Origin of the sequence: Salinimicrobium gaetbulicola (assembly GCF_042676025.1) — a bacterium.
In the GTDB taxonomy this organism is placed as follows: domain Bacteria; phylum Bacteroidota; class Bacteroidia; order Flavobacteriales; family Flavobacteriaceae; genus Salinimicrobium; species Salinimicrobium gaetbulicola.
This window is the reverse complement of record NZ_JBHTJP010000035.1, coordinates 918,489-944,291: the sequence shown is the minus strand read 5'-3', so window position 1 is coordinate 944,291 and position 25,803 is coordinate 918,489. Positions and strand designations below refer to the sequence as shown.

At 40.9% G+C, this 25,803-nt stretch carries 27 protein-coding genes and 2 tRNA genes; 15 read left to right on the top strand and 14 right to left on the bottom strand.

Going from position 1 to position 25,803, the window contains the following annotated elements; genetic code table 11:
* Positions 1 to 42: 42 nt before the first annotated feature.
* On the bottom strand, positions 43 to 1,740 hold the full coding sequence (locus tag ACFQ1G_RS13655) for a CoA-disulfide reductase (RefSeq protein WP_380740442.1): 1,698 nt from the start codon (positions 1,738 to 1,740) through the stop codon (positions 43 to 45).
* A 291-nt stretch (positions 1,741 to 2,031) separates the two neighbouring features.
* Here ACFQ1G_RS13655 and ACFQ1G_RS13650 point away from each other — a divergent pair, with 291 nt between their 5' ends.
* The 4 genes from ACFQ1G_RS13650 to ACFQ1G_RS13635 all read left to right on the top strand — a co-directional run bounded on the left by ACFQ1G_RS13650 (position 2,032) and on the right by ACFQ1G_RS13635 (position 4,502).
* Positions 2,032 to 2,202, top strand: a complete 171-nt coding sequence (locus ACFQ1G_RS13650; protein WP_380740440.1) for a hypothetical protein — start codon at positions 2,032 to 2,034, stop codon at positions 2,200 to 2,202.
* A 125-nt stretch (positions 2,203 to 2,327) separates the two neighbouring features.
* Positions 2,328 to 2,900 carry a GNAT family N-acetyltransferase gene (locus ACFQ1G_RS13645; protein WP_380740438.1) on the top strand — a complete coding sequence of 191 codons (573 nt, stop codon included), beginning with the start codon at positions 2,328 to 2,330 and terminating at the stop codon, positions 2,898 to 2,900.
* A gap of 21 nt (positions 2,901 to 2,921) precedes the next feature.
* Positions 2,922 to 3,293, top strand: coding sequence for a VOC family protein (locus tag ACFQ1G_RS13640; RefSeq protein ID WP_380740436.1), 372 nt, complete (start codon positions 2,922 to 2,924; stop codon positions 3,291 to 3,293).
* Positions 3,294 to 3,320: 27 nt separating this feature from the next.
* Positions 3,321 to 4,502, top strand: coding sequence for an amidohydrolase (locus ACFQ1G_RS13635; RefSeq protein ID WP_380740434.1), 1,182 nt, complete (start codon positions 3,321 to 3,323; stop codon positions 4,500 to 4,502).
* A gap of 92 nt (positions 4,503 to 4,594) precedes the next feature.
* Here ACFQ1G_RS13635 and ACFQ1G_RS13630 read toward each other — a convergent pair whose 3' ends face one another.
* The 6 genes from ACFQ1G_RS13630 to ACFQ1G_RS13605 form a co-directional block, all read right to left on the bottom strand.
* Positions 4,595 to 5,473: a DUF6252 family protein gene (locus ACFQ1G_RS13630; protein WP_380740433.1), complete on the bottom strand. Its 879-nt coding sequence runs from the start codon at positions 5,471 to 5,473 to the stop codon at positions 4,595 to 4,597.
* 157 nt (positions 5,474 to 5,630) lie between these two features.
* Positions 5,631 to 5,906, bottom strand: coding sequence for an ATP-dependent Clp protease adaptor ClpS (locus ACFQ1G_RS13625; RefSeq protein ID WP_380740431.1), 276 nt, complete (start codon positions 5,904 to 5,906; stop codon positions 5,631 to 5,633).
* 53 nt (positions 5,907 to 5,959) lie between these two features.
* Positions 5,960 to 6,799, bottom strand: a complete 840-nt coding sequence (gene prmA / locus ACFQ1G_RS13620) for a 50S ribosomal protein L11 methyltransferase (protein ID WP_380740429.1) — start codon at positions 6,797 to 6,799, stop codon at positions 5,960 to 5,962.
* 1 nt (position 6,800) lies between these two features.
* On the bottom strand, positions 6,801 to 7,553 hold the full coding sequence (gene tpiA, locus ACFQ1G_RS13615; RefSeq protein WP_380740427.1) for a triose-phosphate isomerase: 753 nt from the start codon (positions 7,551 to 7,553) through the stop codon (positions 6,801 to 6,803).
* A 221-nt stretch (positions 7,554 to 7,774) separates the two neighbouring features.
* Positions 7,775 to 8,869, bottom strand: a complete 1,095-nt coding sequence (locus ACFQ1G_RS13610) for a BT_3928 family protein (protein WP_380740425.1) — start codon at positions 8,867 to 8,869, stop codon at positions 7,775 to 7,777.
* 12 nt (positions 8,870 to 8,881) lie between these two features.
* Complete coding sequence (locus ACFQ1G_RS13605) at positions 8,882 to 9,439, bottom strand: DUF1599 domain-containing protein (RefSeq protein WP_380740423.1); 558 nt, start codon at positions 9,437 to 9,439, stop codon at positions 8,882 to 8,884.
* A gap of 84 nt (positions 9,440 to 9,523) precedes the next feature.
* Between ACFQ1G_RS13605 and folP the strand changes: the two genes are divergently transcribed.
* Complete coding sequence (gene folP / locus ACFQ1G_RS13600; RefSeq protein WP_380740422.1) at positions 9,524 to 10,348, top strand: dihydropteroate synthase; 825 nt, start codon at positions 9,524 to 9,526, stop codon at positions 10,346 to 10,348.
* A 35-nt stretch (positions 10,349 to 10,383) separates the two neighbouring features.
* Positions 10,384 to 11,157: a diadenylate cyclase CdaA gene (cdaA, locus tag ACFQ1G_RS13595; RefSeq protein ID WP_380740420.1), complete on the top strand. Its 774-nt coding sequence runs from the start codon at positions 10,384 to 10,386 to the stop codon at positions 11,155 to 11,157.
* 1 nt (position 11,158) lies between these two features.
* On the opposite strand, the gene ACFQ1G_RS13590 is transcribed toward cdaA, so the two are convergent.
* Entirely contained in the window at positions 11,159 to 12,931 is a 1,773-nt protein-coding gene (locus tag ACFQ1G_RS13590) for an ABC transporter ATP-binding protein (protein WP_380740418.1), read from the bottom strand.
* Complete coding sequence (gene truA, locus ACFQ1G_RS13585) at positions 12,931 to 13,671, bottom strand: tRNA pseudouridine(38-40) synthase TruA (protein ID WP_380740416.1); 741 nt, start codon at positions 13,669 to 13,671, stop codon at positions 12,931 to 12,933. Before truA ends, ACFQ1G_RS13590 begins: the two co-directional genes overlap by 1 nt.
* Positions 13,672 to 13,776: 105 nt before the next feature.
* Between truA and ACFQ1G_RS13580 the strand changes: the two genes are divergently transcribed.
* On the top strand, positions 13,777 to 14,271 hold the full coding sequence (locus tag ACFQ1G_RS13580; protein WP_380740414.1) for a metallophosphoesterase family protein: 495 nt from the start codon (positions 13,777 to 13,779) through the stop codon (positions 14,269 to 14,271).
* Between the two features lie 93 nt (positions 14,272 to 14,364).
* On the opposite strand, the gene ACFQ1G_RS13575 is transcribed toward ACFQ1G_RS13580, so the two are convergent.
* Complete coding sequence (locus tag ACFQ1G_RS13575) at positions 14,365 to 14,775, bottom strand: DUF4293 domain-containing protein (protein WP_380740412.1); 411 nt, start codon at positions 14,773 to 14,775, stop codon at positions 14,365 to 14,367.
* 195 nt (positions 14,776 to 14,970) lie between these two features.
* On the opposite strand from ACFQ1G_RS13575, the gene rho reads away from it, so the two are divergent.
* Complete coding sequence (gene rho, locus ACFQ1G_RS13570; protein ID WP_380740409.1) at positions 14,971 to 16,671, top strand: transcription termination factor Rho; 1,701 nt, start codon at positions 14,971 to 14,973, stop codon at positions 16,669 to 16,671.
* Positions 16,672 to 16,983: 312 nt separating this feature from the next.
* Here rho and rpsT read toward each other — a convergent pair whose 3' ends face one another.
* The 4 genes from rpsT to proS form a co-directional block, all read right to left on the bottom strand.
* Positions 16,984 to 17,232 (bottom strand): 30S ribosomal protein S20, encoded by a 249-nt coding sequence (gene rpsT, locus ACFQ1G_RS13565; RefSeq protein ID WP_380740406.1) that lies wholly within the window; start codon positions 17,230 to 17,232, stop codon positions 16,984 to 16,986.
* 30 nt (positions 17,233 to 17,262) lie between these two features.
* A tRNA-Glu gene (locus tag ACFQ1G_RS13560) sits at positions 17,263 to 17,334 on the bottom strand.
* Between the two features lie 44 nt (positions 17,335 to 17,378).
* Positions 17,379 to 17,450: transfer RNA gene (locus ACFQ1G_RS13555), tRNA-Glu, on the bottom strand.
* A gap of 78 nt (positions 17,451 to 17,528) precedes the next feature.
* Positions 17,529 to 19,007, bottom strand: a complete 1,479-nt coding sequence (gene proS, locus ACFQ1G_RS13550) for a proline--tRNA ligase (protein ID WP_380740404.1) — start codon at positions 19,005 to 19,007, stop codon at positions 17,529 to 17,531.
* Positions 19,008 to 19,106: 99 nt separating this feature from the next.
* On the opposite strand from proS, the gene ACFQ1G_RS13545 reads away from it, so the two are divergent.
* From ACFQ1G_RS13545 to ACFQ1G_RS13515, 7 genes are all read left to right on the top strand, one after another.
* Positions 19,107 to 20,147 carry a hypothetical protein gene (locus tag ACFQ1G_RS13545; RefSeq protein ID WP_380740402.1) on the top strand — a complete coding sequence of 347 codons (1,041 nt, stop codon included), beginning with the start codon at positions 19,107 to 19,109 and terminating at the stop codon, positions 20,145 to 20,147.
* 19 nt (positions 20,148 to 20,166) lie between these two features.
* Entirely contained in the window at positions 20,167 to 21,702 is a 1,536-nt protein-coding gene (locus tag ACFQ1G_RS13540; RefSeq protein WP_380740400.1) for an OmpP1/FadL family transporter, read from the top strand.
* 159 nt (positions 21,703 to 21,861) lie between these two features.
* Positions 21,862 to 22,539 (top strand): GTP cyclohydrolase I FolE, encoded by a 678-nt coding sequence (gene folE / locus ACFQ1G_RS13535; protein ID WP_380740398.1) that lies wholly within the window; start codon positions 21,862 to 21,864, stop codon positions 22,537 to 22,539.
* A gap of 21 nt (positions 22,540 to 22,560) precedes the next feature.
* Positions 22,561 to 24,045, top strand: a complete 1,485-nt coding sequence (gene cysS / locus ACFQ1G_RS13530; protein ID WP_380740396.1) for a cysteine--tRNA ligase — start codon at positions 22,561 to 22,563, stop codon at positions 24,043 to 24,045.
* 15 nt (positions 24,046 to 24,060) lie between these two features.
* Positions 24,061 to 24,309 carry a membrane protein insertion efficiency factor YidD gene (yidD, locus tag ACFQ1G_RS13525; protein WP_380740394.1) on the top strand — a complete coding sequence of 83 codons (249 nt, stop codon included), beginning with the start codon at positions 24,061 to 24,063 and terminating at the stop codon, positions 24,307 to 24,309.
* A gap of 53 nt (positions 24,310 to 24,362) precedes the next feature.
* Positions 24,363 to 25,187, top strand: a complete 825-nt coding sequence (gene lgt / locus ACFQ1G_RS13520) for a prolipoprotein diacylglyceryl transferase (protein WP_380740392.1) — start codon at positions 24,363 to 24,365, stop codon at positions 25,185 to 25,187.
* Entirely contained in the window at positions 25,187 to 25,681 is a 495-nt protein-coding gene (locus ACFQ1G_RS13515; protein ID WP_380740390.1) for a DUF192 domain-containing protein, read from the top strand. The genes lgt and ACFQ1G_RS13515 overlap by 1 nt, the downstream gene beginning before the upstream one ends.
* Positions 25,682 to 25,803 lie beyond the last annotated feature (122 nt).

Sequence of the window (25,803 nt, the reverse complement as noted above, 5' to 3'; positions counted from 1 at the left end):
AAAGCCCCCACTTTCGTGAGGACTTGTAAATTTGGCAAATGATTAACCCAGTACTTCCGGTACCGGCATCGCTTTTTCGGTCAATTTCCGCTCGTTCATTGCAGTTCTGTAGGTCTTATTTCCACCATCAAGGTTTTTGACCCTTAAACCGTTTTCTTCCAAAATACGTGTAGCCAGGTATCCCCGAAGGCCAGCATGACAGTACAGATAAATAGTTTCTGAAGCAGGCAGCTCATGAATACGGTTTCGTAAAGTGTCAAGCGGAAAATGTACCGCTCCATCTATATGTCCGGCCTCCCACTCTTTCTCTTCTCTAACATCCAGAATGAAAGCCCCGGATTCCTGAAGTCCTGGGACTTCATACCACTGAAAAGTTTCCAGCTTACCATCCAACATGTTTTGAGCAACATATCCCAACATGTTCACAGGGTCTTTTGCCGAGGAGAAAGGTGGCGCATAAGCCAATTCCAGTTCCGGAAGATCATAAATTGTTAGACCTCCCTTAATGGCAGTTGCCAGGACATCAATGCGTTTATCTGCTCCTTTGGCCCCTACTGCCTGTGCTCCCAAGATGGTCCCATTATCAGGAGAGAATATCATTTTTAAAGCAAGAGGAGTGGCTCCAGGGTAATATCCGGCATGCGAGCTGGGGTGGATGTGTGCTACCTTGTATGTTACTCCCCGTCGCTGCAATATCTTTTCATTGTTTCCGGTCACGGCTGCCGTAAGGTCAAATACCTTTGCGATGGCCGTGCCTAAAGTACCTTTGTAGACAGTTGGCTTACCCGAAATAGTATCGGCGACAATACGACCCTGTCTGTTGGCAGGCCATGCCAGCGGGACAAAACCGGCTTGCCCGCTTATGTAATCTTTTACCTCAATCGCATCTCCTACAGCATAAATAGATGGATCTGAAGTCTGAAGATATTCATTGACACGGATGCTATTTCGACTTCCCAATTCCAAACCGGCCTCCTCAGCCAGCTTACTTTCAGGTTGTACCCCGGCGGCCATGATTATCATATCTGTATCCAGTTCCTCTCCATTCTGAAGGATCACTTTTTTACCTTCAGCTTCAATTCGTTCAAGTCCGTTATTCAGAAAAAGTTCTACCCCTTTGGCGCGTAAATGCTCCTGTACAATCGCAGCCATTTCAAAATCCAGGGCTTCCATTACCTGCCCGGAGCGTTCAACCAGGCGAATATTTATCCCAAGCTCGTGAAGGTTTTCGGCCATTTCCAGACCGATAAATCCGCCTCCTATGATAACCGCACTTTTTGGTTTTTTCTGTTCTACGTATGTTTTGATCTTATCGGTATCAGGGATACTTCTCAGGCTAAAAATGTTCTTGGCTTCGGATATTCCTGTCACAGGAGGAAGGAATGGCTTTGCACCGGGTGACAGCAGGAGAACATCATAGGTTTCTTCATATTCCTTTCCTGTACTTAGATCCATAATCCGGACACTTTTTTCCTCTCGATTGATGTTTAAAACCTCGCTAAGATTACGAATATCAAGTTTAAACCTTCGAGACATTCCTTCTACGGTTTGCACAAGGAGTTTTTCACGCTTTTCTATAGAACCACCTATGTAATATGGCAATCCACAGTTAGCGAATGAAATATGTTCTCCCCTTTCAAGTAAGACTATATGGGAATTCTCATTTACACGTCTCAACCTGGCTGCAGCGGTCGCACCACCTGCAACACCACCAACTATTACTATTTTTTGTTTTTCCATAGGTAAGTTCATTTTCTGAAAAACCGGTTATCATTAATACTGACTTTCCAGGTGACAAAGTTGAGAGGATTATCGAAGAATAATTATGATTAAGGTCAGGAGTTTAAAGAAGCTTAACTTACCCTCTCAAACTTAATTTTATAAAAACCAGGAATATTAATGGTTAATTTACAGTGATTCTGAATGAATAAAATTCGCGAGAAAAAGGTTTACATAAGTGTTGAAAAAACATCAAATTGTAACAAAAGAAGAAACTGATCTACTCATATTTAAACCCAAAATTTATTTTCAATGAAAAATAATATCGGAATCACTGTAGCTTCAACAGGACTTATATTAACGATGCTTGGCCCCACCCTTTTTGAAGAAAATAAATTTTTAAAATATACTTTTTTAGTATTAGGTGTCCTTTTAGCTCTCTTTGGTGTGTATAAAGCTGATAAAGAAAGAAAATTGAAATAATTTATTATCCAATTTAGGTCACCAGGCAAAAACCCGGTTATTGAGCAGATTACAGCTAAACTTCTAAAAATGGCATTTTTGACTACCTTTCCTTCTGGCATCTCAGGCTATTAAATAATCGATAAATGATCAACAAAACATTCTTTAAAGAGTTCCCTGTTTTAGAAACCAATAGACTTATCCTAAGAAAATTTACCCTGGAAGATGCAAAAGAAGTTCAATCCATGCGGTCTGACCAAAGGGTGATGAAACATATGGATTCAAAAGAACACCTCAGCATCGCGCAATCAGAGGAATTTATCAAAGAAAATCTAAACACCTATTCTCTTGAAAAGGGCATTTTTTGGGCAATTACCGAAAAGAATTCCGGAGCTTTTATAGGGGATTTTGCTTTCTGGCGCATAGACAGCAAGAATTTCAGAGCTGAAATAGGCTACACCCTTAACCCTGCTTATTGGGGAAAAGGATATATGAAGGAAGCGATGGACGCGGCATTAGCATTTGGTTTCAAGAAGCTGAATCTCCATAGTTTTGAAGCGAACATCAATCCTGAAAATATGAATTCACGAAAAATTCTGGAACGTACAGGTTTCAAAAAGGAAGCGTATTTTAGAGAAAACTATTATTACGACGGAAGGTTTTTAGACAGTGAGATCTATTGCCTGCTGGAACGGGATTTCACCCCTCGAAAAGCTTAGCAAACAAATAAATTAGGACACATGAAACTAGGAGCATTTTCAGTAAGCCTGAGCGTCAAAGACCTGAAGGCATCAAAGAAATTCTATGAAACCCTGGGATTTAAGGTTTTTGCCGGAGACCCGGCCAAGAACTATTTGATCATGAAAAATGAAGAAACCCTGATAGGTCTTTTTCAGGGGATGTTCGAAAATAACATTTTAACCTTCAACCCGGGATGGGATTCCAATGCCCAAAAAATCGAGGATTTCCAGGATGTGAGAAGTATTCAGAAGCACCTAAAAAACAACAACTTAGAACTTCAGCAGGAAGTTGATGAAAGTGGTAAAGGCCCCGGCAGCTTTGTGGTTCTAGATCCAGACGGAAATGCGATCCTGTTCGACCAGCATGTGTAGCATCATGAAAAGAATTTCTGGTATTACATGGATTTTGTAATCCCTGAAAACAAAACTAAAGGTATGCTGGAAGAGATCATTACATTAAGAAGACACCTGCACCAAAATCCGGACCTATCAGGAAAAGAAGCGGGCACTTCCAAGATCATTCAGGAATTCGCAAAAAGCCATTCGGAAGTGGAGATCGTTTCAGATCTCGGCGGAGCTGGCCTGGCTTTGATCTATTCATTTCCGGAAGAAGGCCCTACAGTTATGATACGCTGTGAACTGGATGCCTTGCCAATTGAGGAACCCAATCAATTTTCCCACCGATCATTAAAAAAAGGTATTTCCCACAAATGCGGGCATGACGGACATATGGCGATTGTAGCCGGAATCCTTCCGTGGATAAAAACACAAGCCATCAAAAAAGGGAGGATCATATTGTTTTTTCAGCCGGCTGAAGAAACTGGTAAAGGAGCACTACAAGTATTAAAAGATGTAAAGTTTAAAGCCTTAAAGCCAGATTATATCTTTGCGCTCCACAACTTACCTGGTGAACCATTGAACTCCATAATAACGGTTGAAGATGCCTTTTCCTGTACGGTATTAAGTTTCTCAATACAATTAACCGGCAAACAATCACATGCTTCAGAACCGGAAAATGGTATAAATCCTGCCGTTGCTATTTCCCGGATCATAACCGGATTAAACGATTTTAGAATTCCCGATGAAAACAATCCGGAGTTCGCACTTTTGACTCCTGTTTACCTGAATATGGGTGACAAAGCATATGGCATTTCTGCCGGAAAAGGGGAATTACATTACACCATAAGGACTCGCTCTGAAGAAGCGATGGAAGTTTTGAAGAAAAAGATCCTTAATCTAGTGGGTTCAATCTGTACTGATGAAAAATTGAAATTCAACATTCAATGGTTTGACCACTTTCTCGCTACGGTAAATCATGCTAAATGCAATGAAATAATAAAAGAAGTTGCTATCAAAAATGACTACCAACTAATTACCAAACCACATCCATTTAAGTTCGGGGAAGATTTCGGATGGTTCTCGCAACACACAAAAGCGGCAATGTTTGGATTGGGAGCAGGTATTAATGTTCCCGCCTTGCATCATAATGATTATGATTTTCCAGATGAGATACTGCAAACCGGAATTGACATGTTCACTTCGATCATTCAAAAAATTCTGAATTCTTCCGAAGAACCATAAAAAAAAGGCCGCCAAATGGCAGCCTCTTTATGAGAGTTTTTGATACAAATGCATATACTTAACATTCATTGAAGAGAAATTTTCCCATATGTTTAAGGAACATAGTATATTGAAAACTCACCTTCTGTAAATTTATATGTATTAACACCATTATCAGGGGAAGAGTTTTGAACATCAAGTTCAAAACTGCCCTCGAGTAAGCCCATTTCAGTATCATGATTAATTATGGTTAGAGTACCGGTGGAGGAATAGTATTCATCTCCTCCGATGATATAAGACGCCGACCAGGTTCCTCCAGATAAATCATAAGTTCCAGCAGTAATATCCGTTATTTGGAACATTAGGAGACCGTTATTACTACTTGCGTGCATACTTACACTAAAATCCGAAGAATCTCCAAAGAAATAAACAGTGTCAAAGGTTAGTGGATTTCCGTCAATTTTAGCTGTTCCGCTGTTAGTCAATTCCTCAGGAACATAGAATGATATTTTATTGAAGGCACCACTGGTAATTTCAATAACTTCATCATAACTGGCATCCATACGAAGTTTAATTCCTTTGAAATTAAAGGTTCCGGAAACCGTTTTATTATCCATATCCAATTCACTAATAGTGATTTCCCCACCCGCATCAGGATGAATGGAAAAATAACTGGACTTTTCCATTGTAGTGTAGCTGGCAGAAGTTATAGATATACGATTACTTCCCAGGTCAAAAGTTGACTCTTCAGGAGACGCTACCGAAATAGAAATCATTTCTCCAGTAGAGAGATCGGTTGCGGTGAGATACAGATCACCTTCATAAAACATAGCATCCTGGGTAGTTGCTTTAAATTCCCTTCCGTCAACTGTAGCGATCAATTCCCCTTCTGCAGCAGCTGTGAAATCGAAATCTGATAATTCAGAATCTTTTGAACATGAGTAAATAATGGTCATAGTTATGACCACCATAAAAAAGTAGGTTTTTTTCATTTTGGTAAGATTTGGTTATAAATTAAAAATGAAAGAAAAGGTAGGGGGCAGAACTTTCAGAGGCTAAATTTAGTTAAAAAATTTAACGATTCTATTATTTAAAAATTAAAAAGGCCGCCAAATGGCAGCCTCTTTTCTAATCACTTTGTTTGTAAATCTATACTATCTCGGCTGACAATCCTTCTTCCAGTAATTTTCCGCAGCGAGGCTCCAGATCCTTATAAGTGCCCGTTTTCACTACACATTTTCCTTTGTAGTGAACCAACAAAGCACATTGCTCAGCCTGTTCCGGTTGATGATCACAGGCAATGATAAGGGTCTCTATTACATGATCAAAAGTATTGTAATCATCATTATACAAGACGATCTCATGTAAACGCGACTCTTTATCCTGAACTTTTGTTTTCTCTAAAACTTTCTCCTTCGTACTCATAATCACTCTATTTCATTAGCTTCTTTGCCAAAGATAAAAAAATCCTCTCAAATTTATTTCTTTAAGAACCTGAGAGCAACCCATTCATCTCTTTCCAATTGCTTGTCAAATTGCAGGCCATTTTTCTCACATTCTTCCTTAATGAAAGGAATATCCTTGCCGTAAAACCCGCTTAGATACAACTCCCCGTGAGGAAGCAGACATTTAACATAAGTTGAAATATCTTCAAGAAGTATATTCCGGTTAATATTGGCAATAATGGTGTCATACTCCCTGCCCTTCAACAATTCTGCTGCGCCTTCATAAGTCGAAATATTCTTGCAGTCATTACGCTCCACATTTTCAATGGTATTCAGGTAACACCAGTTATCAATGTCGATCGCGTCAATTGGCCCGGCACCTCTTTTCTCTGCGACGATAGCAAGTACCCCGGTACCACATCCCATATCCAGGACCTTTTTTCCTTCGAGATCGTGACCCAGCAAGAACTGGATCATCATATGCGTGGTCGCGTGATGGCCGGTCCCAAAGGACATTTTCGGCTCGATGACAATGTCGTATTTCACATCGGGCTTTGGATGAAAAGGAGCCCTAACCCCACAAGTATCATCTACAAGAATAGGATGAAAATTCTTTTCCCATTCCTCGTTCCAATTGACCTGCTCGATCTCTGTTTGAGTAAAAGATATATCGAATTCATTGGACTGGAGAATGTGAATTCCCGCCATTGATTCAGCTTCAAACTCCTCTTTAGGAATATAAGCCGTCACCCCATCTTCATTCTCCACAAAACTTTCGAATCCTATCGATCCCAATTCTGCAATAAGGATATCGGTAGCCGGTTGCGGAGGTTCAATCACAAATTTAAACTCCAGATAATTCATTTCTTTCATATTAGATGGCCGCTACGATCGCTAAAAAGTCTTCAGCTTTCAAACTGGCACCGCCAATAAGTCCGCCGTCCACATCTTCCTTCGCAAAGATCTCTTCTGCATTGGCCGGTTTTACACTACCACCGTAAAGTATAGACACATCATTCGCGATCTCTGCTCCAAACTTTTCAGAAATGGTCTTTCTGATAAAGGCGTGCATTTCCTGGGCTTGTTCAGGAGAGGCTGTCTCACCTGTTCCAATAGCCCACACCGGTTCGTAAGCGATCACAACGTTCTTCCATGCATCTGAAGATATGTGGAAAAGCCCTTTTTCAAGCTGTGATTTAACCACTTCATAATGGTTCTCGCTTTTTCTGTCTTCCAGCTCTTCACCACAACAGAAGATCACTTCCATGTCATTATTAAATGCGGCATCCACCTTCTTAGCAAGTAATTCATCTGTTTCCTTATAGATCGCACGACGCTCACTATGCCCCAGGATCACAGATTTCACACCTACACTGGTAAGCATAGACGCGGAAACTTCACCTGTAAAAGCACCGTTTTCATTTTCATTCATATTTTGAGCAGCCACCTCAACAGAAGTTTCCCTCAAAGATTCAAAGGCGTGCCATAAATTGGTAAAAGAAGGTGCCACGATCACACGTACTCCCGCCTTTTCAGATCTTAAAGATTTTATTTTGGCTAAAAGATCTTCGGTTTGCGCAAGATCATTATTCATTTTCCAGTTACCGGCAACTATTTTGTCTCTCATTTTCAGTATTTTAAAAGGGTAAGGTAAAATTCATTTTTGGAAGTTTCCCCTAAAGGATTACTAAAAAAATGAATTTTGATTAGTTTGAAATTTAATGTTTTGGGAAGCACAAAGCTCCACTGTTAACGGCCACAAATATACCGAATAGCATCAAAAGGAACGAAGCTTTTCAAGAGGAAAGCGCTGCCCAAAGGGCTGATTTTGGTCATATTTCAGAGCATTTAAAGCTCCAATTTCTCTAAATCGTTCCAGTGTAACTTTTGGGTAATGGTTCCCTTCTGAAGGGTTAAGATTCCGGGATTACTGCGAACGATAGTCTTAAGAGCGGTCTCATCACTAAAGAACCATTCCAGGTCCAGATCATATTTTTCACTAATCCCGGCTTTCAGGTCGTCACCCGAAGCAGAAAGCCCTATAACCCTATACCCTTTACTTATGGCCTCTTTGATCACAGGCTGAAGTTTGGAGAGCCCATCAGCTTCACTTCTGCGCAGGCTGTAGGCTATAATGACAAGTAATTTAGGTTCGTTCAGTAATTCTGAAGTAAAGTCTTCCCCGTTCTTTTCCATAGAAAAATCATGGATAGGCGGCACATATCCTTCCTGTACCAGCTCAGTTTCCACTTCAATAAATTCCCCTTCGGTTGTTGGGTATGCCCCCGTAGTGGTCACGATCTTTTCCTCGCCATTCACATTGAACTTCCAGTTATAATCATAGACAGCTTTGGGCGCATCTTTGGGCACGCTCATACCTTCTTCAATATTCGTCCCCACCTTATAAGCCCTGAAATCTATCAGCGGTAAATGCATTAAAACGTAATAAGCGAAAGTAAAGCACAGCATGAAAGCCAGGAACACGATCCAGCGATGGGAAGCCGGAGCCAGATAAGGATCGATATATTTTTTATTAAAGAACAGAATAAGGATCAACACGAACAGGATCACGTCCTTATAAAAGGACTGCCATGGTGTTAACGGAATCGCGTCGCCAAAACATCCGCAATCGGTTACCTTATTGAAATAAGCGGAATAGAACGTCAAAAAGGTGAAAAAGATGATCATTAAAAGTAATGACCAGGTGGTGAATTTAGGCAGGTAGCCAATTAGTAACATGATCCCCAAAACCAGTTCGAAAACCACCAGTAAAATGGCGATCACCAGGGCAAAGGGTGCCAGAAATTCAAGGTTTAGAACAGATGGGCTGAAGTATTCCTCAAGCTTAAAAGAAAACCCAATAGGATCATTGAGTTTTACAAAACCTGAAAAAATAAAAAGTATTCCTACTACCCAACGGGCAAAACCTACAAGAATTTTCATGCTGACTGTATTTTATGATCTACTTAATTCGCTGTTCTCGTGAATATGAATGAGGGCAAAAATGGCATAATTGATCATATCTTCATAGTTCGCACTTATCCCTTCGCTCACCAGGGTTTTGCCTTTATTATCTTCGATCTGTTTGATCCTAAGTAATTTCTGAAGAATAAGATCTGTAAGGGAACTTACCCTCATATCTCGCCAGGCTTCACCGTAATCGTGATTCTTATCTTCCATCAATTTTTTGGTCTTCCCTATTACAGAATCATAAAGATCTGCCACCTCCTGGGTGGAAAGGTCGGGTTGTGCAGCCACTCCTTTTTCAAGCTGGATCAACGCCATGATGGAGTAATTGATGATACCTATAAATTCAGGTTCCTGACCTTCATCTACTTTCTGAACCGCGTTTTCCTGAAGTCCGCGAATGCGTTGCGCCTTAATAAAGATCTGGTCTGTAAGGGACGGCAGTCTTAAAATGCGCCAGGCACATCCATAATCTTTCATCTTTTTAATAAACAAACTGCGGCATTCTTCTACCACCGCATCATATTGTGCTGAAGTATCCTTCATAAAAACGGGTTATTTGCGTAAATTTCGCTGATTTATTTCGAATTGTCAAAGTTAATTTTTCCATTCAAAAAACCATCCTTTTAAATGTATATCAACTGCAAGGGCCAATTAATCGATCTTACCACGCCAAAGGTCATGGGTATTCTCAATATTACACCCGACTCTTTTTATGACGGCGGAAAGCGAAAAACTAAAATGGAATTCCTGCTTCATGCCGAAAAAATGCTCGAGGAAGGAGCAGATTTCATTGACGTAGGCGCCTATAGCAGCAGGCCTGGAGCTACAGATATTACCGAAGAAGAGGAGCTAAAAAGAATACTTCCGGTAATAGAGTCATTGGTTGAAAATTTTCCGGACATCATTCTTTCCGTGGACACCTTCCGAAGTAATGTCGCCAAAAATTGCGTGGAAGCAGGTGCTGCGATGGTCAATGATATTTCCGCAGGAAGTCTGGACCCAAAAATGATGAAAACCGTCGCTGATGTACAGGTTCCTTACATCATGATGCATATGCGTGGCAACCCTCAAACCATGAAGGACCTCAATGAGTACAATGACCTTGCAGAAGATATTCTCTATTATTTTTCTGAAAAGACCGCCGAAGCGAAGGATCATGGTATCAACGACCTTATCATTGACCCCGGATTTGGATTTTCGAAGAACATCAGCCAGAACTTTGAACTGCTTTCAAAACTGGAACTGCTTAAAAATCTTGAACTCCCGATCCTTTCTGCACTTTCAAGAAAATCCCTCATTTACAAGACTTTTCAGACCACCCCTGAAGAAGCTTTGAACGGCACCACCGTATTGAATACTATTTCTTTGATGAAAGGAGCCAATATTATCAGGGTTCATGACGTGAAAGAAGCAGTGGAATGTGTGAAATTGACCGAGCGAATGAAAAACTAACATAGATTTTTTTACATTTACCAAAAAGCACATCCTTGGACTTCTTAGATCTACGCATCCTCGATATAGTTGATATTGTTCTTATAGCCGCCCTTCTCTACTATTTATACAAACTGGTAAAGGGTACGGTCGCGGTCAACATTTTCATAGGAATCGTGATCATCTATTTTGTCTGGAAGCTTACGCAGTTACTTCAGATGGAAATGCTGAGCAATGTGCTGGGAGAGTTCATAGGAGTGGGAATGTTCGCACTGATCGTGGTTTTTCAGCAGGAGATCAGAAAGTTTCTGCTTATGATCGGGTCCACCAATTTTGCTCGTAGACGAAAATTTCTTCAAACACTGAAACTTATCAAGGACGACCTTGAAACTCCTAATGATGTGGAGGCCATTGTGCGTGCCTGTGAAAACATGGGTAAGCAAAATACCGGAGCCCTGATCGTCATTCAAAAAAGTACCAGCCTGGATTTTGTGAAGAACACAGGAGACAATATGAAGATCCTGGTCAATCAGCCGATCATTGAATCTATTTTTTACAAGAACAGTATTCTTCACGATGGCGCGATCATCATTGAAGATAACTACATCACCGCCACTCGTGTGGTATTACCCGTTTCCAACGACAGAACCATTCCTTTAAGATTTGGACTTCGACACCGGGCCGCAGTAGGGATCACCGAAAAAACCGATGCCCTGGCACTGGTAGTCAGTGAGGAAACCGGCCAGATATCCTATATTCAGGACGGAGAATTCGTGATGTTTGAAGACAGGGAAGAACTCATCAGAAAATTACAGGCAGATCTAGTCTAGCCTATAAGGTTTCTTCCTCTTGCATGAACTGCACTTCGTATAACTTTTTATAGTAACCATCCGTTTTTTGAAGTAGCTCATGGTGTGTGCCCATTTCTACTATTTTCCCGGCATCCATTACTAATATTTTATCAGCTTTTTTAACCGTAGCCAACCTATGGGCAATAACTATAGAAGTACGTCCTTGTGTAATCTTATCGGTCGCATCCTGGATCAATTGTTCGCTGTATGAATCAACAGAAGAAGTAGCCTCATCCAGAACAAGTATACTCGGATTACTTACGTAGGCTCTCAAAAACGCGATCAATTGACGCTGTCCTGAAGAAAGCATAACCCCACGTTCCTTAACATTGTAATCATAGCCTCCCGGCAGACTTGAAATAAATTCGTGCACCCCAATATCTTTGGCTGCCTGCACTACCGTTTCTTTAGTGATCTCCGGATGATTTAAAGTAATATTATTCAAAATTGTATCTGCAAAGAGAAATACATCCTGCAATACGATGGCAATTTGTGAACGAAGGGATCTTAAAGTGATATCCTTGGTATCAACACCGTCGATAAGAATACGACCATCCCAGATCTCGTAAGAACGGTTCAAAAGATTGATAATAGTTGATTTCCCGGCACCTGTAGCACCTACAATCGCCACTGTTTCACCTTCCTGCGCTTTAAAGGAGATACCTTTCAAAACCTCTTCTTTTTCGATGTATCCAAAATGCACATTTTCAAATTCTATTTCCCCTTTAAGGTGATCGATCTCTAGAGTACCATTATCGGCAATCGAAGCCTTGGTATCCAGGATCCCGAAAACGCGGTTAGCTGCCACCATTCCCATTTGAAGGGTATTGAATTTATCAGCGATCTGCCTTAGCGGCCTGAACAACATCTGACTCAACTCAATGAAGGCAACGATCACCCCTAAAGTGATCGCTTCACTCCCGGCCATCACGCGCAATCCTCCATACCAAACGATCAAACCAATAGTTATAGAGGTGGACATTTCGGCAATAGGAAAGAAAATGGAGTTATACCATACCGTTTTAATCCAGCCTTTCCTATGCTTGTCATTTATCTCTTTAAACTTCTCATATTCTCTTTCCTCCCGGGTGAACAACTGGACGATCTTCATTCCGGTAATACGCTCCTGCACAAAGGTATTCAAGTTGGCAACTTGTGTTCGCACTTCCTCGAACGCCAGTTTCATCTTTTTCTGAAATACACGCGTCGCATATAAAATGAAAGGAAGTATCAAGAGAACCAATAATGTAAGTTTCCAGCTTTGGTAGAACATGAATCCTAGAACTACGATCATCTTTAGAAGGTCACTAATGATCATGAACAATCCCTGGCTGAAGATACTCGCTATGGTTTCAATATCACTTACCGCACGCGTTACCAGTCTCCCGACCGCCGAATTATCAAAATATTTCATTTTAAACTCAAGCATATGCTCGAATAAATTCACCCGGATATCGCGAATAACTTCCTGACCAAGCCAGTTAGCAAAATAGATGAAAAGGAACTGGAAGATAACCTCCAACATCAAAATACCCCCCATTAAAGAGATATAGAAGATCAACTGATCATTGTCCTGCGGTACGATTGAATTATCAATGGTAACTTGCAGTAAGTAGGGACGCAAAACCGCAAAAAAGGAAAGTAAAACAGCCGCGACACCTACAAAATAGAAGGTCCATTTGTAAGCATTGGTATATTCAAGAAGTCTCTTGAAAAGTTTAAAATCAAACGCGTTTCCTGTTGATGCAGCCATTAATTAAATATGCTTTTTGGATATTCTATTTTAGTTAAAAACAAACCATGTGCTGGCACAGAGGCTCCTGCCTCACTCCTGCTCTCACTTTGTATAATCGTATGCATTTCCTGCACATGCATTTTCCCCAGCCCTATTTCTAAGAGCGTTCCTACGATAGCTCTTACCATATTGCGAAGAAACCTGTCAGCCTTGATATGAAAAACCAGTCCGCTTGTGGTCTTTTCCCAGTAAGCGTGTGAGATCTCACAGTTATAGGTTCTCACATCTGTTCGTGACCTCGAAAAACATTTAAAGTTCTTGTATTCCAGTAAAATTTTAGCACCCTCATTCATCTTTTCGACATCCAAATCTTTTTTCACCCAGTAAGCAGTGTTAATTTGAAACACGTTCTTCTTCTGCACAATATGATATTCATAACTGCGGGCCGTAGCGTCAAATCTTGCATGAGCTTCAGGCTGAACTTCAAATAACTCTACTGCCGCAATATCCTTCGGAAGTAAAGAATTGATCCTGAAAATCATATTTTCAGGTAACTTTTCCTCCACATCAAAATGCGCATACAGCTGACTCGCATGCACCCCGGCATCTGTCCTGCCCGCACCTACGATCTCGATCTTTTTCTGAAGCAGGGTACTAAGGGCATTTTCAGCCACTTCCTGCACCGAGGCAGCATCGGGTTGACGTTGCCAGCCATGATAGGCCTTTCCGAAGTATGCCAGCTCCAAGAAATATCTCAATCTAAATTTTTACTTTTACGGTTGAAGAAACAAAGATAAGCCATTATACGCAACCGCCCATCTCATGGCTGTTATAGATTTCTAATCATCACATAAAATTTACCAATGAAAAAGATACTCCTGTTAAGTGACACCCATGGACACATTGACGATCGTATAAAATCGTACGCCGACGAAGCCGACGAGATATGGCACGCAGGAGATATTGGAACTATCGAAGTGAGTGACGCCCTAAAAAAGATCAAACCATTAAAAGCAGTTTTCGGGAACATTGACGGCGGTAGCATTAGGAAAGAATTCCCTTTAAACAACCGGTTTAAATGTGAAGAAGTTGATGTCTGGATCACCCATATTGGAGGCTATCCAGGCAGGTACTCCCCGGCGGTAAAAGAAGACATTAAAAATGACCCTCCTGACATTTTTATTTCCGGTCATTCGCATATTTTAAAGGTGATGCACGACAAAAAACTGAACCTATTGCACATGAATCCCGGAGCAGCAGGAAAACAGGGGTTTCATCAGGTAAGGACCATGTTAAGATTCAAGATCGACAAAAAGGAGATCAAGGACCTGGAGGTTATTGAGTTGGGAAAAAGGTAATTTCAGCAGGATCTTTCAAAAGAAATAAACCACAAAAAAACCCGAAGTTTTCACTTCGGGTTTTTACGCACTAATACTACTAAGATGAAAGGTTTATCGCAGTCGGTCCACAGATTTTACAAGATCCTCATCCTTTTTGATAGCCTTATTGGCCAGCACTAAAAAAACGATAGAAATGATAGGAATCAGCATCCCAATACCTTTCTCTGAGATGTTACTCTCTCCAGATATGTTTAGGGACCAATAGACAAATAATCCTAGTAAAATTAAGTTTAATATTATATTGAGTCGCCCCAGTACGAACTGAAGCTTTCTATTCTTAAATAAAAATATAGTTACCAAAGAAAGTGCTGCTGAAGCCAGAAACAGGCCAAACACTAAAAGAATGTCCTGAGCGAATACAGCTTCACCTGCATTATTTTCTCCAATACTGAATACAAAAATCAATCCCGCACTCACCAAAGCGGCCAGAAAAAGATAGATAGTTTGAATTCGTTGCAACATAATTTCGTTTCTGAAAGGCACAAAAATAAAGATTCTTTTTAGAAACCATATCTAAAATATTAAAATAAAATTGTATAATTGCAGTATCGATGCGTAACCAATTCAATAAGGGTTACTTAGACTCCAAATAATTTTTTCGATTCTTCCTCGAAAAGGTTAATTAAACCAAAGACAAATTTTTATTCAAAAACATTCATGTTTGAAATTTCAGAATTAAAGGCTAAAAAGCTGCCTGAACTTCAGGAAATAGCCAAAACCCTACGCGTACCAAAATACCGCACTCAAAAAAAGCTGGATTTGGTATACCAAATTCTTGATTATCAGGCTGCCAACCCTAAAAAGGTGCAGGAGGCTCTTATCGATGACGATAAAAAGCAACCTGAGCAGGAAGAAAAGAAATCTGCCAAAAAGCAGCATAAGCCAAGAATTAAATCAAGTGACGACAAGGAAAAATCTTCTTCGGCACCAGTAGCCGATAAAAAAGAAGCGGATAATAAGGATCAAAAAGAATCCTCTAAACAACACCCTCGCCAAAAGGATTCTTCAGAAAAAAGGAAAGAGCACCCAAAAAGAGATGACTCTAAAAAACCTTCTTCTAAGAACGATAATTCCAACAGGAATCCGCAAAAAGATACCAGAAAGGATAATCGACCCAAAGACACCAAGCCCCAAAAAGATAACAGCAACCGCGATAACCGCGACAGCGGAAACCGTGACAGCGGGAACCGTGACAATGGAAATCGCGATAACCGAAACCGCTACAAAGAACCTGATTATGAGTTTGATGCCATCATTGAAAGTGAAGGCGTACTGGACATCATGCAGGATGGTTACGGCTTCCTGAGATCTTCAGATTATATGTATTTATCATCTCCTGATGATATTTATGTGTCTCAGTCACAGATCCGTTTATTCGGATTAAAGACCGGGGATACTGTTCTTGGACAGGTAAGACCTCCAAAAGAAGGAGAAAAATATTTCCCGCTTATCAAGATCAACAAGATCAACGGACTGGATCCGCAAGTGGTAAGAGATAGGGTTTCTTTTGAACACCTCACTCCTCTTTTCCCACAGGAAAAGTTCAATGTCGCTGAACGTCAAAGCACTGTATCCACCAGGATCATTGACCTGTTCTCCCCTATTGGAAAAGGACAAAGAGGTATGATCGTTTCTCAGCCTAAAACAGGTAAAACAATGCTTCTTAAGGATATCGCGAATGCAATCGCAGCGAACCATCCTGAAGTGTATCAAATCATTCTTTTGATCGATGAGCGTCCTGAAGAGGTTACAGACATGCAGCGTAACGTAAAAGGTGAAGTTGTAGCTTCAACTTTTGACAAAGAAGCACATGAACACGTAAGAGTAGCGAACATCGTTTTGGAAAAAGCTAAGAGGATGGTAGAATGCGGTCACGACGTAGTGATCCTTCTTGACTCCATCACTCGACTTGCCAGAGCTTATAACACCGTACAGCCTGCCAGCGGTAAAGTATTAAGTGGTGGTGTAGACGCAAACGCGCTTCACAAACCAAAAAGGTTCTTTGGTGCTGCCCGAAATATCGAAAACGGCGGATCTCTTTCAATAATCGCTACGGCTCTTACTGAAACAGGATCTAAAATGGACGAGGTGATCTTTGAAGAATTCAAAGGTACCGGTAACATGGAACTTCAGTTAGACAGAAAGATCGCTAACAGAAGAATATTCCCTGCTATTGACCTTACTTCTTCAAGCACCAGACGTGATGATATCTTGCTTGACGAAAACACCCTGCAAAGAATGTGGGTGCTTCGTAAATACCTGGCAGATATGAATCCGGTTGAAGCGATGGAATTCATTAACGATCGCATCAAGCAAACCAGAAATAACGAAGAGTTCCTAATATCCATGAACGGGTAAAAAGAACCTCTTTTTAAAATAACAAAATCCGGACTCAAACAGTCCGGATTTTTTTTGATCGTATTCCAGGGCTTTCTATTCAAATATATTCACTAGATGACTTTGCTGCTTCCTATCAAACCCCGAAGCTGTAAAAAAGCCTTATTAAACCTCTCAACTAACTAAGCACTCAAAAAAGTAAAGGAAACCAAAACCATCAGGACAGCTGTAAGATCAGAGCTAGAGAATTTAGAACTTTCACAAAACCGCATACGAAAAATGCCTTCCGTTAGAAAACGAAAGGCATTCACCTATAAATTGAACACTATAATACTAAAGCGCAGCTACGTGCTTAGCTAAACTTGCTTTAAGGTTAGCGGCTTTATTATCATGAATAATGTTGCGTTTCGCTAATTTGTCGATCATAGAAACTACTGTAGGGAACAAACTCTCAGCCTCCTGCTTCTCAGCCTCACGTAACTTCTTGATGGCGTTCCTTGTAGTTTTATGCTGGTAGCGGTTTCTAAGACGCTTAGTCTCATTGCTACGTATTCTCTTCAACGCTGACTTATGATTTGCCATTACACTAATATTAAATTAATTCTTTTTCAGTAGTCCGTAGGGGAATCGAACCCCTGTTACCAGGATGAAAACCTGGCGTCCTAACCCCTAGACGAACGGACCAATTATTATTTCAAAGTTGGTTTACACGACTTGCAAACCTTTCGTAGTCCGTAGGGGAATCGAACCCCTGTTACCAGGATGAAAACCTGGCGTCCTAACCCCTAGACGAACGGACCAATTATTTCTTAATTGCGGATGCAAAAATACAACTATTTTTCAATGCCGCAAATGTTCAACAATTTTTTTTTGAAAATTTAATATGCCTTCGCGAACAACACTCTCTGCTCAGACGGCTTACCAGTTAATACACAGGCTCCCGCCTCTTTTTCTTCATTAAAAGGAATTAATCTGATAGTTGCTTTTGTCATTTCTTTGATCTTTGCTTCGGTCTCTGCAGTGCCATCCCAATGCGCTGAAATAAAGCCACCTTTTTCCTTTAAAACCTTCTTAAACTCCTCAAAGGAATCTACGCTGGTAGTATGTTCTTTTCTGAAAGAATTTGCTCTTTCGTATAAATTTTCCTGGATCTCGGTCATTAGACCCTCAACCTTGCTCACAACGTCATCCTGGGCTACAAACTCTTTTTTCAAAGTATCCCTTCTAGCAAGCTCCACAGAACCTTTTTCAAGATCCTTAGGACCTATCGCTATTCTTACAGGAACTCCCTGCAATTCGTACTGAGCGAACTTCCATCCCGGTTTTTGAGTATCCCTGTCGTCATACTTCACTGAAATTCCTTTAGCTCTAAGATCTGAAGCCAGTTTATTAGCAACCTCAGAAATTTGACCCAATTGCTCCTCTCCTTTGTAAATTGGAACGATCACAACCTGAATAGGCGCAAGGTTTGGAGGCAACACAAGTCCGTGATCATCACTATGAGTCATAACCAACGCTCCCATTAGTCTGGTAGACACTCCCCAGGACGTAGCCCAAACATGCTCCAGATTTCCTTCTTTTGAAGCGAACTTCACATCAAATGCCTTTGCAAAATTTTGACCAAGGAAATGAGAGGTCCCTGCCTGAAGGGCTTTTCCATCCTGCATCAGGGCTTCTATACAATAAGTGTCTTCTGCTCCGGCAAAACGCTCCGATTCAGTTTTACGACCTTTTATGACCGGCATAGCCATAAACGATTCCGCAAATTCAGCATAGACATTATTCATCTGCTCGGTTTCAGCCAAAGCTTCCGCTTTGGTAGCATGAGCGGTGTGGCCTTCCTGCCATAAAAATTCTGCGGTTCTTAAGAAAAGACGTGTTCTCATCTCCCAACGTACCACGTTAGCCCATTGATTCACAAGGATAGGAAGATCCCTATATGATTGTATCCAACCTTTATAAGTGCTCCAGATGATCGCTTCGGAAGTTGGCCTAACCACCAATTCCTCTTCCAGCTTCGCATCGGGATCTACAATAAGCTTGGTTTTATCTTCAGGATCTGTCTTAAGGCGATAATGAGTAACGACCGCGCATTCTTTAGCAAATCCTTCAGCATTCTTTTCTTCAGCTTCAAAAAGGCTTTTTGGAACAAACAACGGGAAATAAGCATTTTCATGTCCTGTCTCCTTGAACATCTTGTCTAATTGAGCCTGCATTTTCTCCCAGATAGCGTATCCATATGGCTTGATCACCATACATCCTCTCACCGCAGAGTTCTCTGCAAGGTTCGCTTTGACTACCAATTCATTATACCATTTGGAATAATCCTCTTCTCGCGTTGTTAAGTTCTTTGCCATCGCCTTGTATTTGGCACAAATCTTGCGCCTTATTAGTAATAGATATATTAGCGCAAAACTAACTATTTTTATACATTGTTCAATAATAAAATCGAAGCCATGAAACGATATTACACTCTTTTTACTTTTAGAGCTGTATTATTTTCGTTCAGCGCTCTTTTATTATTAGCATCCTGTAGCTCTTACCAGTATGCCGGGTACGAGGATGACGGGATATATTCCTCGAACCAAAATGAGGCCTATACTGCTAATGATTATGAGGAGTCTTACGAAAACGCTCTGTACTACCAACAATTATTTGCCGAGAAAGCTGACCAGTTCGGGAATGTTCCTGAAGAAGGAGCCATTTTTACTGATATTGAAAGCTACAATTCAGGAGCATACGATGACACTTACGACCAAGAAGGTTTAGACTACTCAATAGGCCAGGCTGCATGGGGATCAGATCCTGATGAGATTTCCATCAATATTTACAACGATCCGTTCTACCCACGGTACTACAATCCCTATTACGCAGGATTTTATGATCCTTTCTATTACCCGGGATATTATTACGGGTATGGATATTACCCTTATCACTATAACTCATGGAGATTTAGCATAGGCTGGAGTTATGGTTGGAACAGCTGGTGGTATGGTTATCCGCATTACAGATATGGCTACGGAAGTTATTACCATCCATATAATCGATACCACCCTTACTACAATCATCGAAATGTCGCTTATAATACTTCCAGAAGAGACGGTTATACAGCTTATAACACCCGAAGAGATTCTTATTCAGATTACAGATCTAACAGAACCCGCCTTGACGCCCGTTCTACCCGTACCGGAAGATATACTAATCCCAGGAATGTGAGAGCCAGAAGTAATTATGATGAAAGAACTTATCAAACACGTTCAAGACGTGTGAATTATGATTCTGGTGTCCAAAGAAGAAGTAATTCCACTTATAACACAAACCGTAGGTCAACGAATTCCACCCAGGTTAGAACGAACCGCTCCAGAAGCAACAATTCTTCTGTAAGAAGAAGCTCAAGATCTTCCGGAAATAATAGTTCGGTACGATCATCCTCTTCCAGCAGCAGGTCATCCGGAAGCAGTGGATCTTCACGATCTAACCGCGGCCGAGGAAACTAATTACTGAAAACCAGTGAATATGAAAAAATTACTTTTTGCCTCCATAGCCATTTTTACAATGACTATGGAGGCTCAAAATATCTCAGATGCAACCCGTTACTCGACTTCCGATCTATACGGAACGGCGAGATACCGGGCAATGAGCGGAGCCTTTGGTGCCCTGGGAGGAGATCTTTCCTCTCTTGATATCAATCCGGCAGGATCAGCCGTATTCCTGAACAGTACCGTGAGCTTCACGGCAGACTTCGAAAATGCAGATAATGAGGTTCAGTTCATGAACGGTTTCAGCAGTAATTCAAATTCAGACTTTGACCTTGGACAGGCCGGTGCTGCTTTCGTATTCAATAACCGCGATGAGAGCGCTGCCTGGAAAAAGTTCACCCTGGCCTTCAATTATTCCAAAACTTCGAATTTTGAGGATGATTTTGTAGCTGCGGGTGACAATAATCGATCTATTGACCAATATTTTTTAGAATATGCTCAAGGTATTCCACTTGATCTACTTGTACCTATAAATGATCCAGATGATTCCTCAAATAATGAAACTATAAGTGAGTTATACTCCTACCTTGGAGAAAATGAAGGCTTTGCCGCCCAACAGGCAATGTTAGGATATCAGGGGTTCATCATTAATGCCGAGGATCCTGAAGATCTGAACAATACCCGGTATTTTTCAGCAGTAGCCCCGGGAACTTTTGATCAGCAATACACTTATTCAGCAAATGGGCTGAATGGAAAATTCTCTTTCAACTTCGCCACCCAATACCAGGATTTTCTGTATCTGGGAATCAATTTAAATACGCATTTTATAAACTACGACAGGGTTACGATCCTTTCAGAATTGAACAATAATCCCGGCAGCGACATCAATGAAATTTATTTTGAAGACAGGTTAAGCACCCTGGGAAGTGGTTTTAGTGTTCAACTTGGAGGTTTGGCAAAACTTGGAGAAAATGTTAGAGCCGGTTTGGCTTATGAATCACCCACCTGGTATAATATTTCAGAAGAAACCACTCAATATTTGGAAACATTTAGCGATGCCGCAGGATCGGCAGTAGTTGATCCTAATATCATTAATATCTACCCTGATTACGAATTGCAAACTCCTTCAAAATTCAACGCAAGTTTAGCGTATCTCTTCGGAAACCGCGGAATCTTAAGTTTTGACTATTCTTATAAAGATTACTCAAATACCAAATTCAAACCCAAGGACGATCCGCAGTTTGCTCTTCAAAATGACATTATGGAAGCTGAATTAAAAGGAGCCTCCACATTCAGACTTGGTGGGGAATACAGGATTGAAAGATGGAGCCTGCGAGGAGGATATCGTTTTGAAGAAAGTCCATATAATGAGGAAGCTTCAGCAGATATAGGTGATCTAAACGGATATTCGCTTGGACTGGGTTATGACTTCGGAAATATCAAATTAGATTTTGCTTATGAAGCTTTCGAAAAAGACAAAAACCCTCGTTTATACTCAACAGGGTTAACCGACAGAGCCTTTACAGATAGAAAAAATTCTAATTTCATACTTTCCCTGAGCTTTGGAATTTAAACCATAAATGAGTCTGAAAAGAGCAGCTATTCACAGCTGCTCTTTTTTTATTCTTAAAAATTAAATAAAAAGGAGATACCCATTCCTCCCTTATTATCAAAAAAGGGTTATAAATTGTATCTTTGCAAGCCTAAAACTGACTGTTCATTACAATTTAATATGAAAAAAGACAATATAGACGAGGCCATTGATGAGATGGGAGATGCTTTTGTAAGCCCGAATACTGATACTCCTATGCGTAAAGACGCCTTTGACAAATCAGACGCTGAAAAGATCGAGCTTATTCAAAAGGATGTTAAAAATATCATGGAAACCTTAGGTTTGGATCTTACAGATGACAGCCTTAAAGGAACTCCTAAACGAGTAGCTAAAATGTTCGTAAATGAGATCTTCGGAGGTTTACATCCTCAGGTTAAACCTAAAGCATCAACTTTTCAGAACAAATATAAATACGGTGAGATGCTGGTGGAAAAGAATATCACTCTTTATTCTACCTGCGAACACCACCTGCTTCCTATTGTTGGAAAAGCCCACGTTGGATATATCTCTAACGGAACTGTGGTTGGTCTTTCAAAAATGAACCGTATCGTAGATTATTACGCAAAGAGACCTCAGGTTCAGGAAAGATTGACCATGCAGATCGTAAAAGAACTTCAGGAAGTATTGGGCACAGAAGATGTTGCCTGCGTTATCGATGCTAAGCATTTGTGCGTGAACAGCCGCGGAATTCGCGATGTTGAAAGCAGCACAGTAACCAGCGAATATGGCGGACGTTTCAAAGACCCTGAAGCAAGACGTGATTTTCTTGATTACATCAACCTGGAAACCGACTTTTAACCCAAGTTTTAAAACTTACTTATGGCACTTTATAAAGAGCAGGAATTAAAGATCTACAATTCAATTTCGGGCGAAAAAGAAATCTTTACTCCAATAAATGAAGGGAATGTTGGAATGTATGTGTGCGGTCCAACCGTATACAGCAACGTGCATTTAGGAAACTGCCGCACCTTCATTTCTTTTGACCTGGTATTTCGTTACCTGAAACACCTGGGTTACAAAGTGCGCTACGTAAGAAATATTACCGACGCCGGCCATTTAGAAAATGATGCAGATTCGGGTGAGGACCGGATCGCTAAAAAGGCAAGACTGGAACAGATCGAGCCCATGGAGGTGGTACAGCGCTATACGGTCGACTTCCATAACATCCTTCAAAAATTCAACAACCTTCCGCCAAGTATTGAACCAACGGCTACAGGTCATATTGTTGAGCAGATAGAGATCATTAAGGAGATCATTGAAAAAGGATTCGCTTATGAAGCGAACGGGTCAGTTTATTTTGACGTTTTAAAATTCAACGAAACTCATGATTACGGAAGATTAAGCGGAAGAAAGCTGGAAGACATGATCCCGAATACCCGGGAACTTGCCGCACAAAGCGACAAGAAAAATCCGCAGGACTTCGCGCTTTGGAAAAAAGCCGAACCACAACACATTATGAGATGGCCCTCCCCGTGGAGTGACGGTTTCCCAGGATGGCATTTGGAATGTACCGTGATGAGCTCAAAATATCTGGGTGAAGAATTTGATATTCACGGAGGCGGAATGGATCTTAAATTCCCGCACCACGAATGTGAGATCGCCCAGGGAGAAGCTGCTACCGGGAAGAACCCCGTGAATTACTGGATGCATGCGAACATGCTTACCCTTAATGGTAAGAAAATGGCAAAAAGCACCGGTAATAATATACTCCCAAATGAGATCTTCACTGGAAATAATCCGAACCTTGAAAAAGGATTCCATCCTTCTGTAGCGAGATTCTTTATGCTTCAGGCACACTACCGAAGCATCCTGGATTTCTCGAATGAAGCTTTATTGGCCAGTGAAAAAGGATTCTACCGTCTCATGGATGCCTACCATCTTATTGACGAACTTAATCCTTCAGCAGAATCATCATTCAACTTAGCCGAATGGAAGCAGAAATGCTATGACGCCATGAACGATGATTTCAACAGCCCTATCCTGATCGCGCAACTTTTTGACGCCGTTAAGCAAATTAATGTGATCAATGAAGGCAAAGGCAAGATAACCGAAGGGGATCTTCAGGAACTAAAAGCTGTTATGAGCAGTTTCATTTTTGACGTATTAGGGTTACAGGATACCGAAGCAGCCGATGACGATGCCGGAAATAAACTTTCAGGCACCGTAGAACTGTTGATCAAACTAAGAGCTGAAGCACGTGCAAATAAAGACTTTGCAACCAGTGACAAAATACGAGACGAACTCCTTGAACTGGGAATTCAGCTGAAAGATGGAAAAGAAGGAACTTCCTTCTCCATTTCGTAATACAATAAAGGACATATGGCGATCAAAAAGTGGCTTTCATATCCGTTAATAGGGATGGTGAAATTCTACCAGAATTTCATCTCCCCTTTTACTCCGGCCACTTGTCGCTACTCCCCCACTTGTTCTCAATACTCTTTAGAAGCTCTTAAAAAACATGGAGCATTTAAAGGCGGCTGGCTTTCCATAAAAAGAATTGCAAGCTGCAATCCCTGGGGAGGATCGGGATATGATCCCGTACCCGAAAAACTTCCGAAGGAAAAGTAATTTGGGAAATTAAGCTTTTACTTATCTTTACGATCCAACCTTAAATTTACTACATGCTCTTAAATGTTTTCTATTGGAATCCTTCTGAAGGAATTGACCTGGGATTCTTCACTATTCACTATTACAGTTTAATGTTCGTGATCGCCTTCACGCTGGGATGGTATCTAATGAAGAACATTTTTAAACGCGAAGGTGTTTCTCTTGAAAAACTGGATTCCCTGTTCATTTATATGGTTCTTTCAATTTTGATAGGTGCCCGCTTAGGTCACGTGATCTTCTATGATTGGGATTATTTTCAGCATCACCTTTTAGAGATCTTTCTTCCTGTTAGATTTGAACCTGAATTTGAATTCACAGGCTTCAGAGGACTCGCCAGCCACGGAGCCGCTATCGGTGTAATCATCGCCATGTATATGTACAGCCGAAACGTTCTTAAAAAGCCGGTGCTTTGGATACTTGACAGGATCGTAGTTCCGGTAGCTTCCGGAGGGATCTTTGTAAGAATAGGAAACTTCATGAACTCGGAGATCGTTGGAAAACCTACAGGTAGTGACTATGGAGTGGTTTTCACAAAACTAGGAGAAGATTTTGCAAGGCACCCTGCACAATTATATGAATCTGCCTGCTACCTTGTTGTATTTATAATTTTATGGCTAACTTACTGGAAGACCGAAAAAAGGAATAAACTGGGATATCTCTTCGGATTATTCCTGGTGCTGCTTTGGACCGTAAGGTTCTTTGTGGAGTTCATTAAAGAACCTCAAGTAGGCGAAAGAGTGAACTGGGTTCTTAATACCGGTCAATGGCTTAGTATCCCATTCATACTGGCAGGATTCTATTTTATGTTCCGGCCGTCAACCAAAAACCGTGTAAACTAATGGTTCGAAAATATTCATTACTAAGCCTCCTTCTTTTGGGAGGCTTTTTTATAGGCTGTAAAGAGGAAATGAAATCTCCGGGAAAGCAGGTAAACACCCAGCTTATTGAATTCAAAAAAGAAGGGGAAGTTTATTTGACTAACACCAGTGGTGATACCCTGGCTCATCTGGAGGTAGAAATAGCCGATGACACCTACCAGAGGGAAACAGGGTTGATGTATCGCCAAAGCCTTCAGGAAAACAGAGGCATGTTGTTCATTTTCGACACCGAAGCACAACGAGGCTTCTATATGAAGAACACCAACATTCCTTTAGACCTTATCTTTCTTGATAGTGATTTAAAAGTGGTCAGCATAGGAAAAGATGCAAAACCCCATAGCCTGGAAACGATCCCTTCTAATGAACCCGCACAATATGTTTTAGAGGTGAACGCGGGACTTTCAGATCAATGGAAACTGGAACCCGGAGATCGATTAAATCTGATTCGTAACTAATATAAATCCAGGCAACAAATTTTACACCTTCCGAAGAAGCACTAATCAATTAAAGTAGCGGATCAAACTCCAAATAAAAAAGCCTCCATAAAGGAGGCTTTTTCTATATGATTAAACAGTTC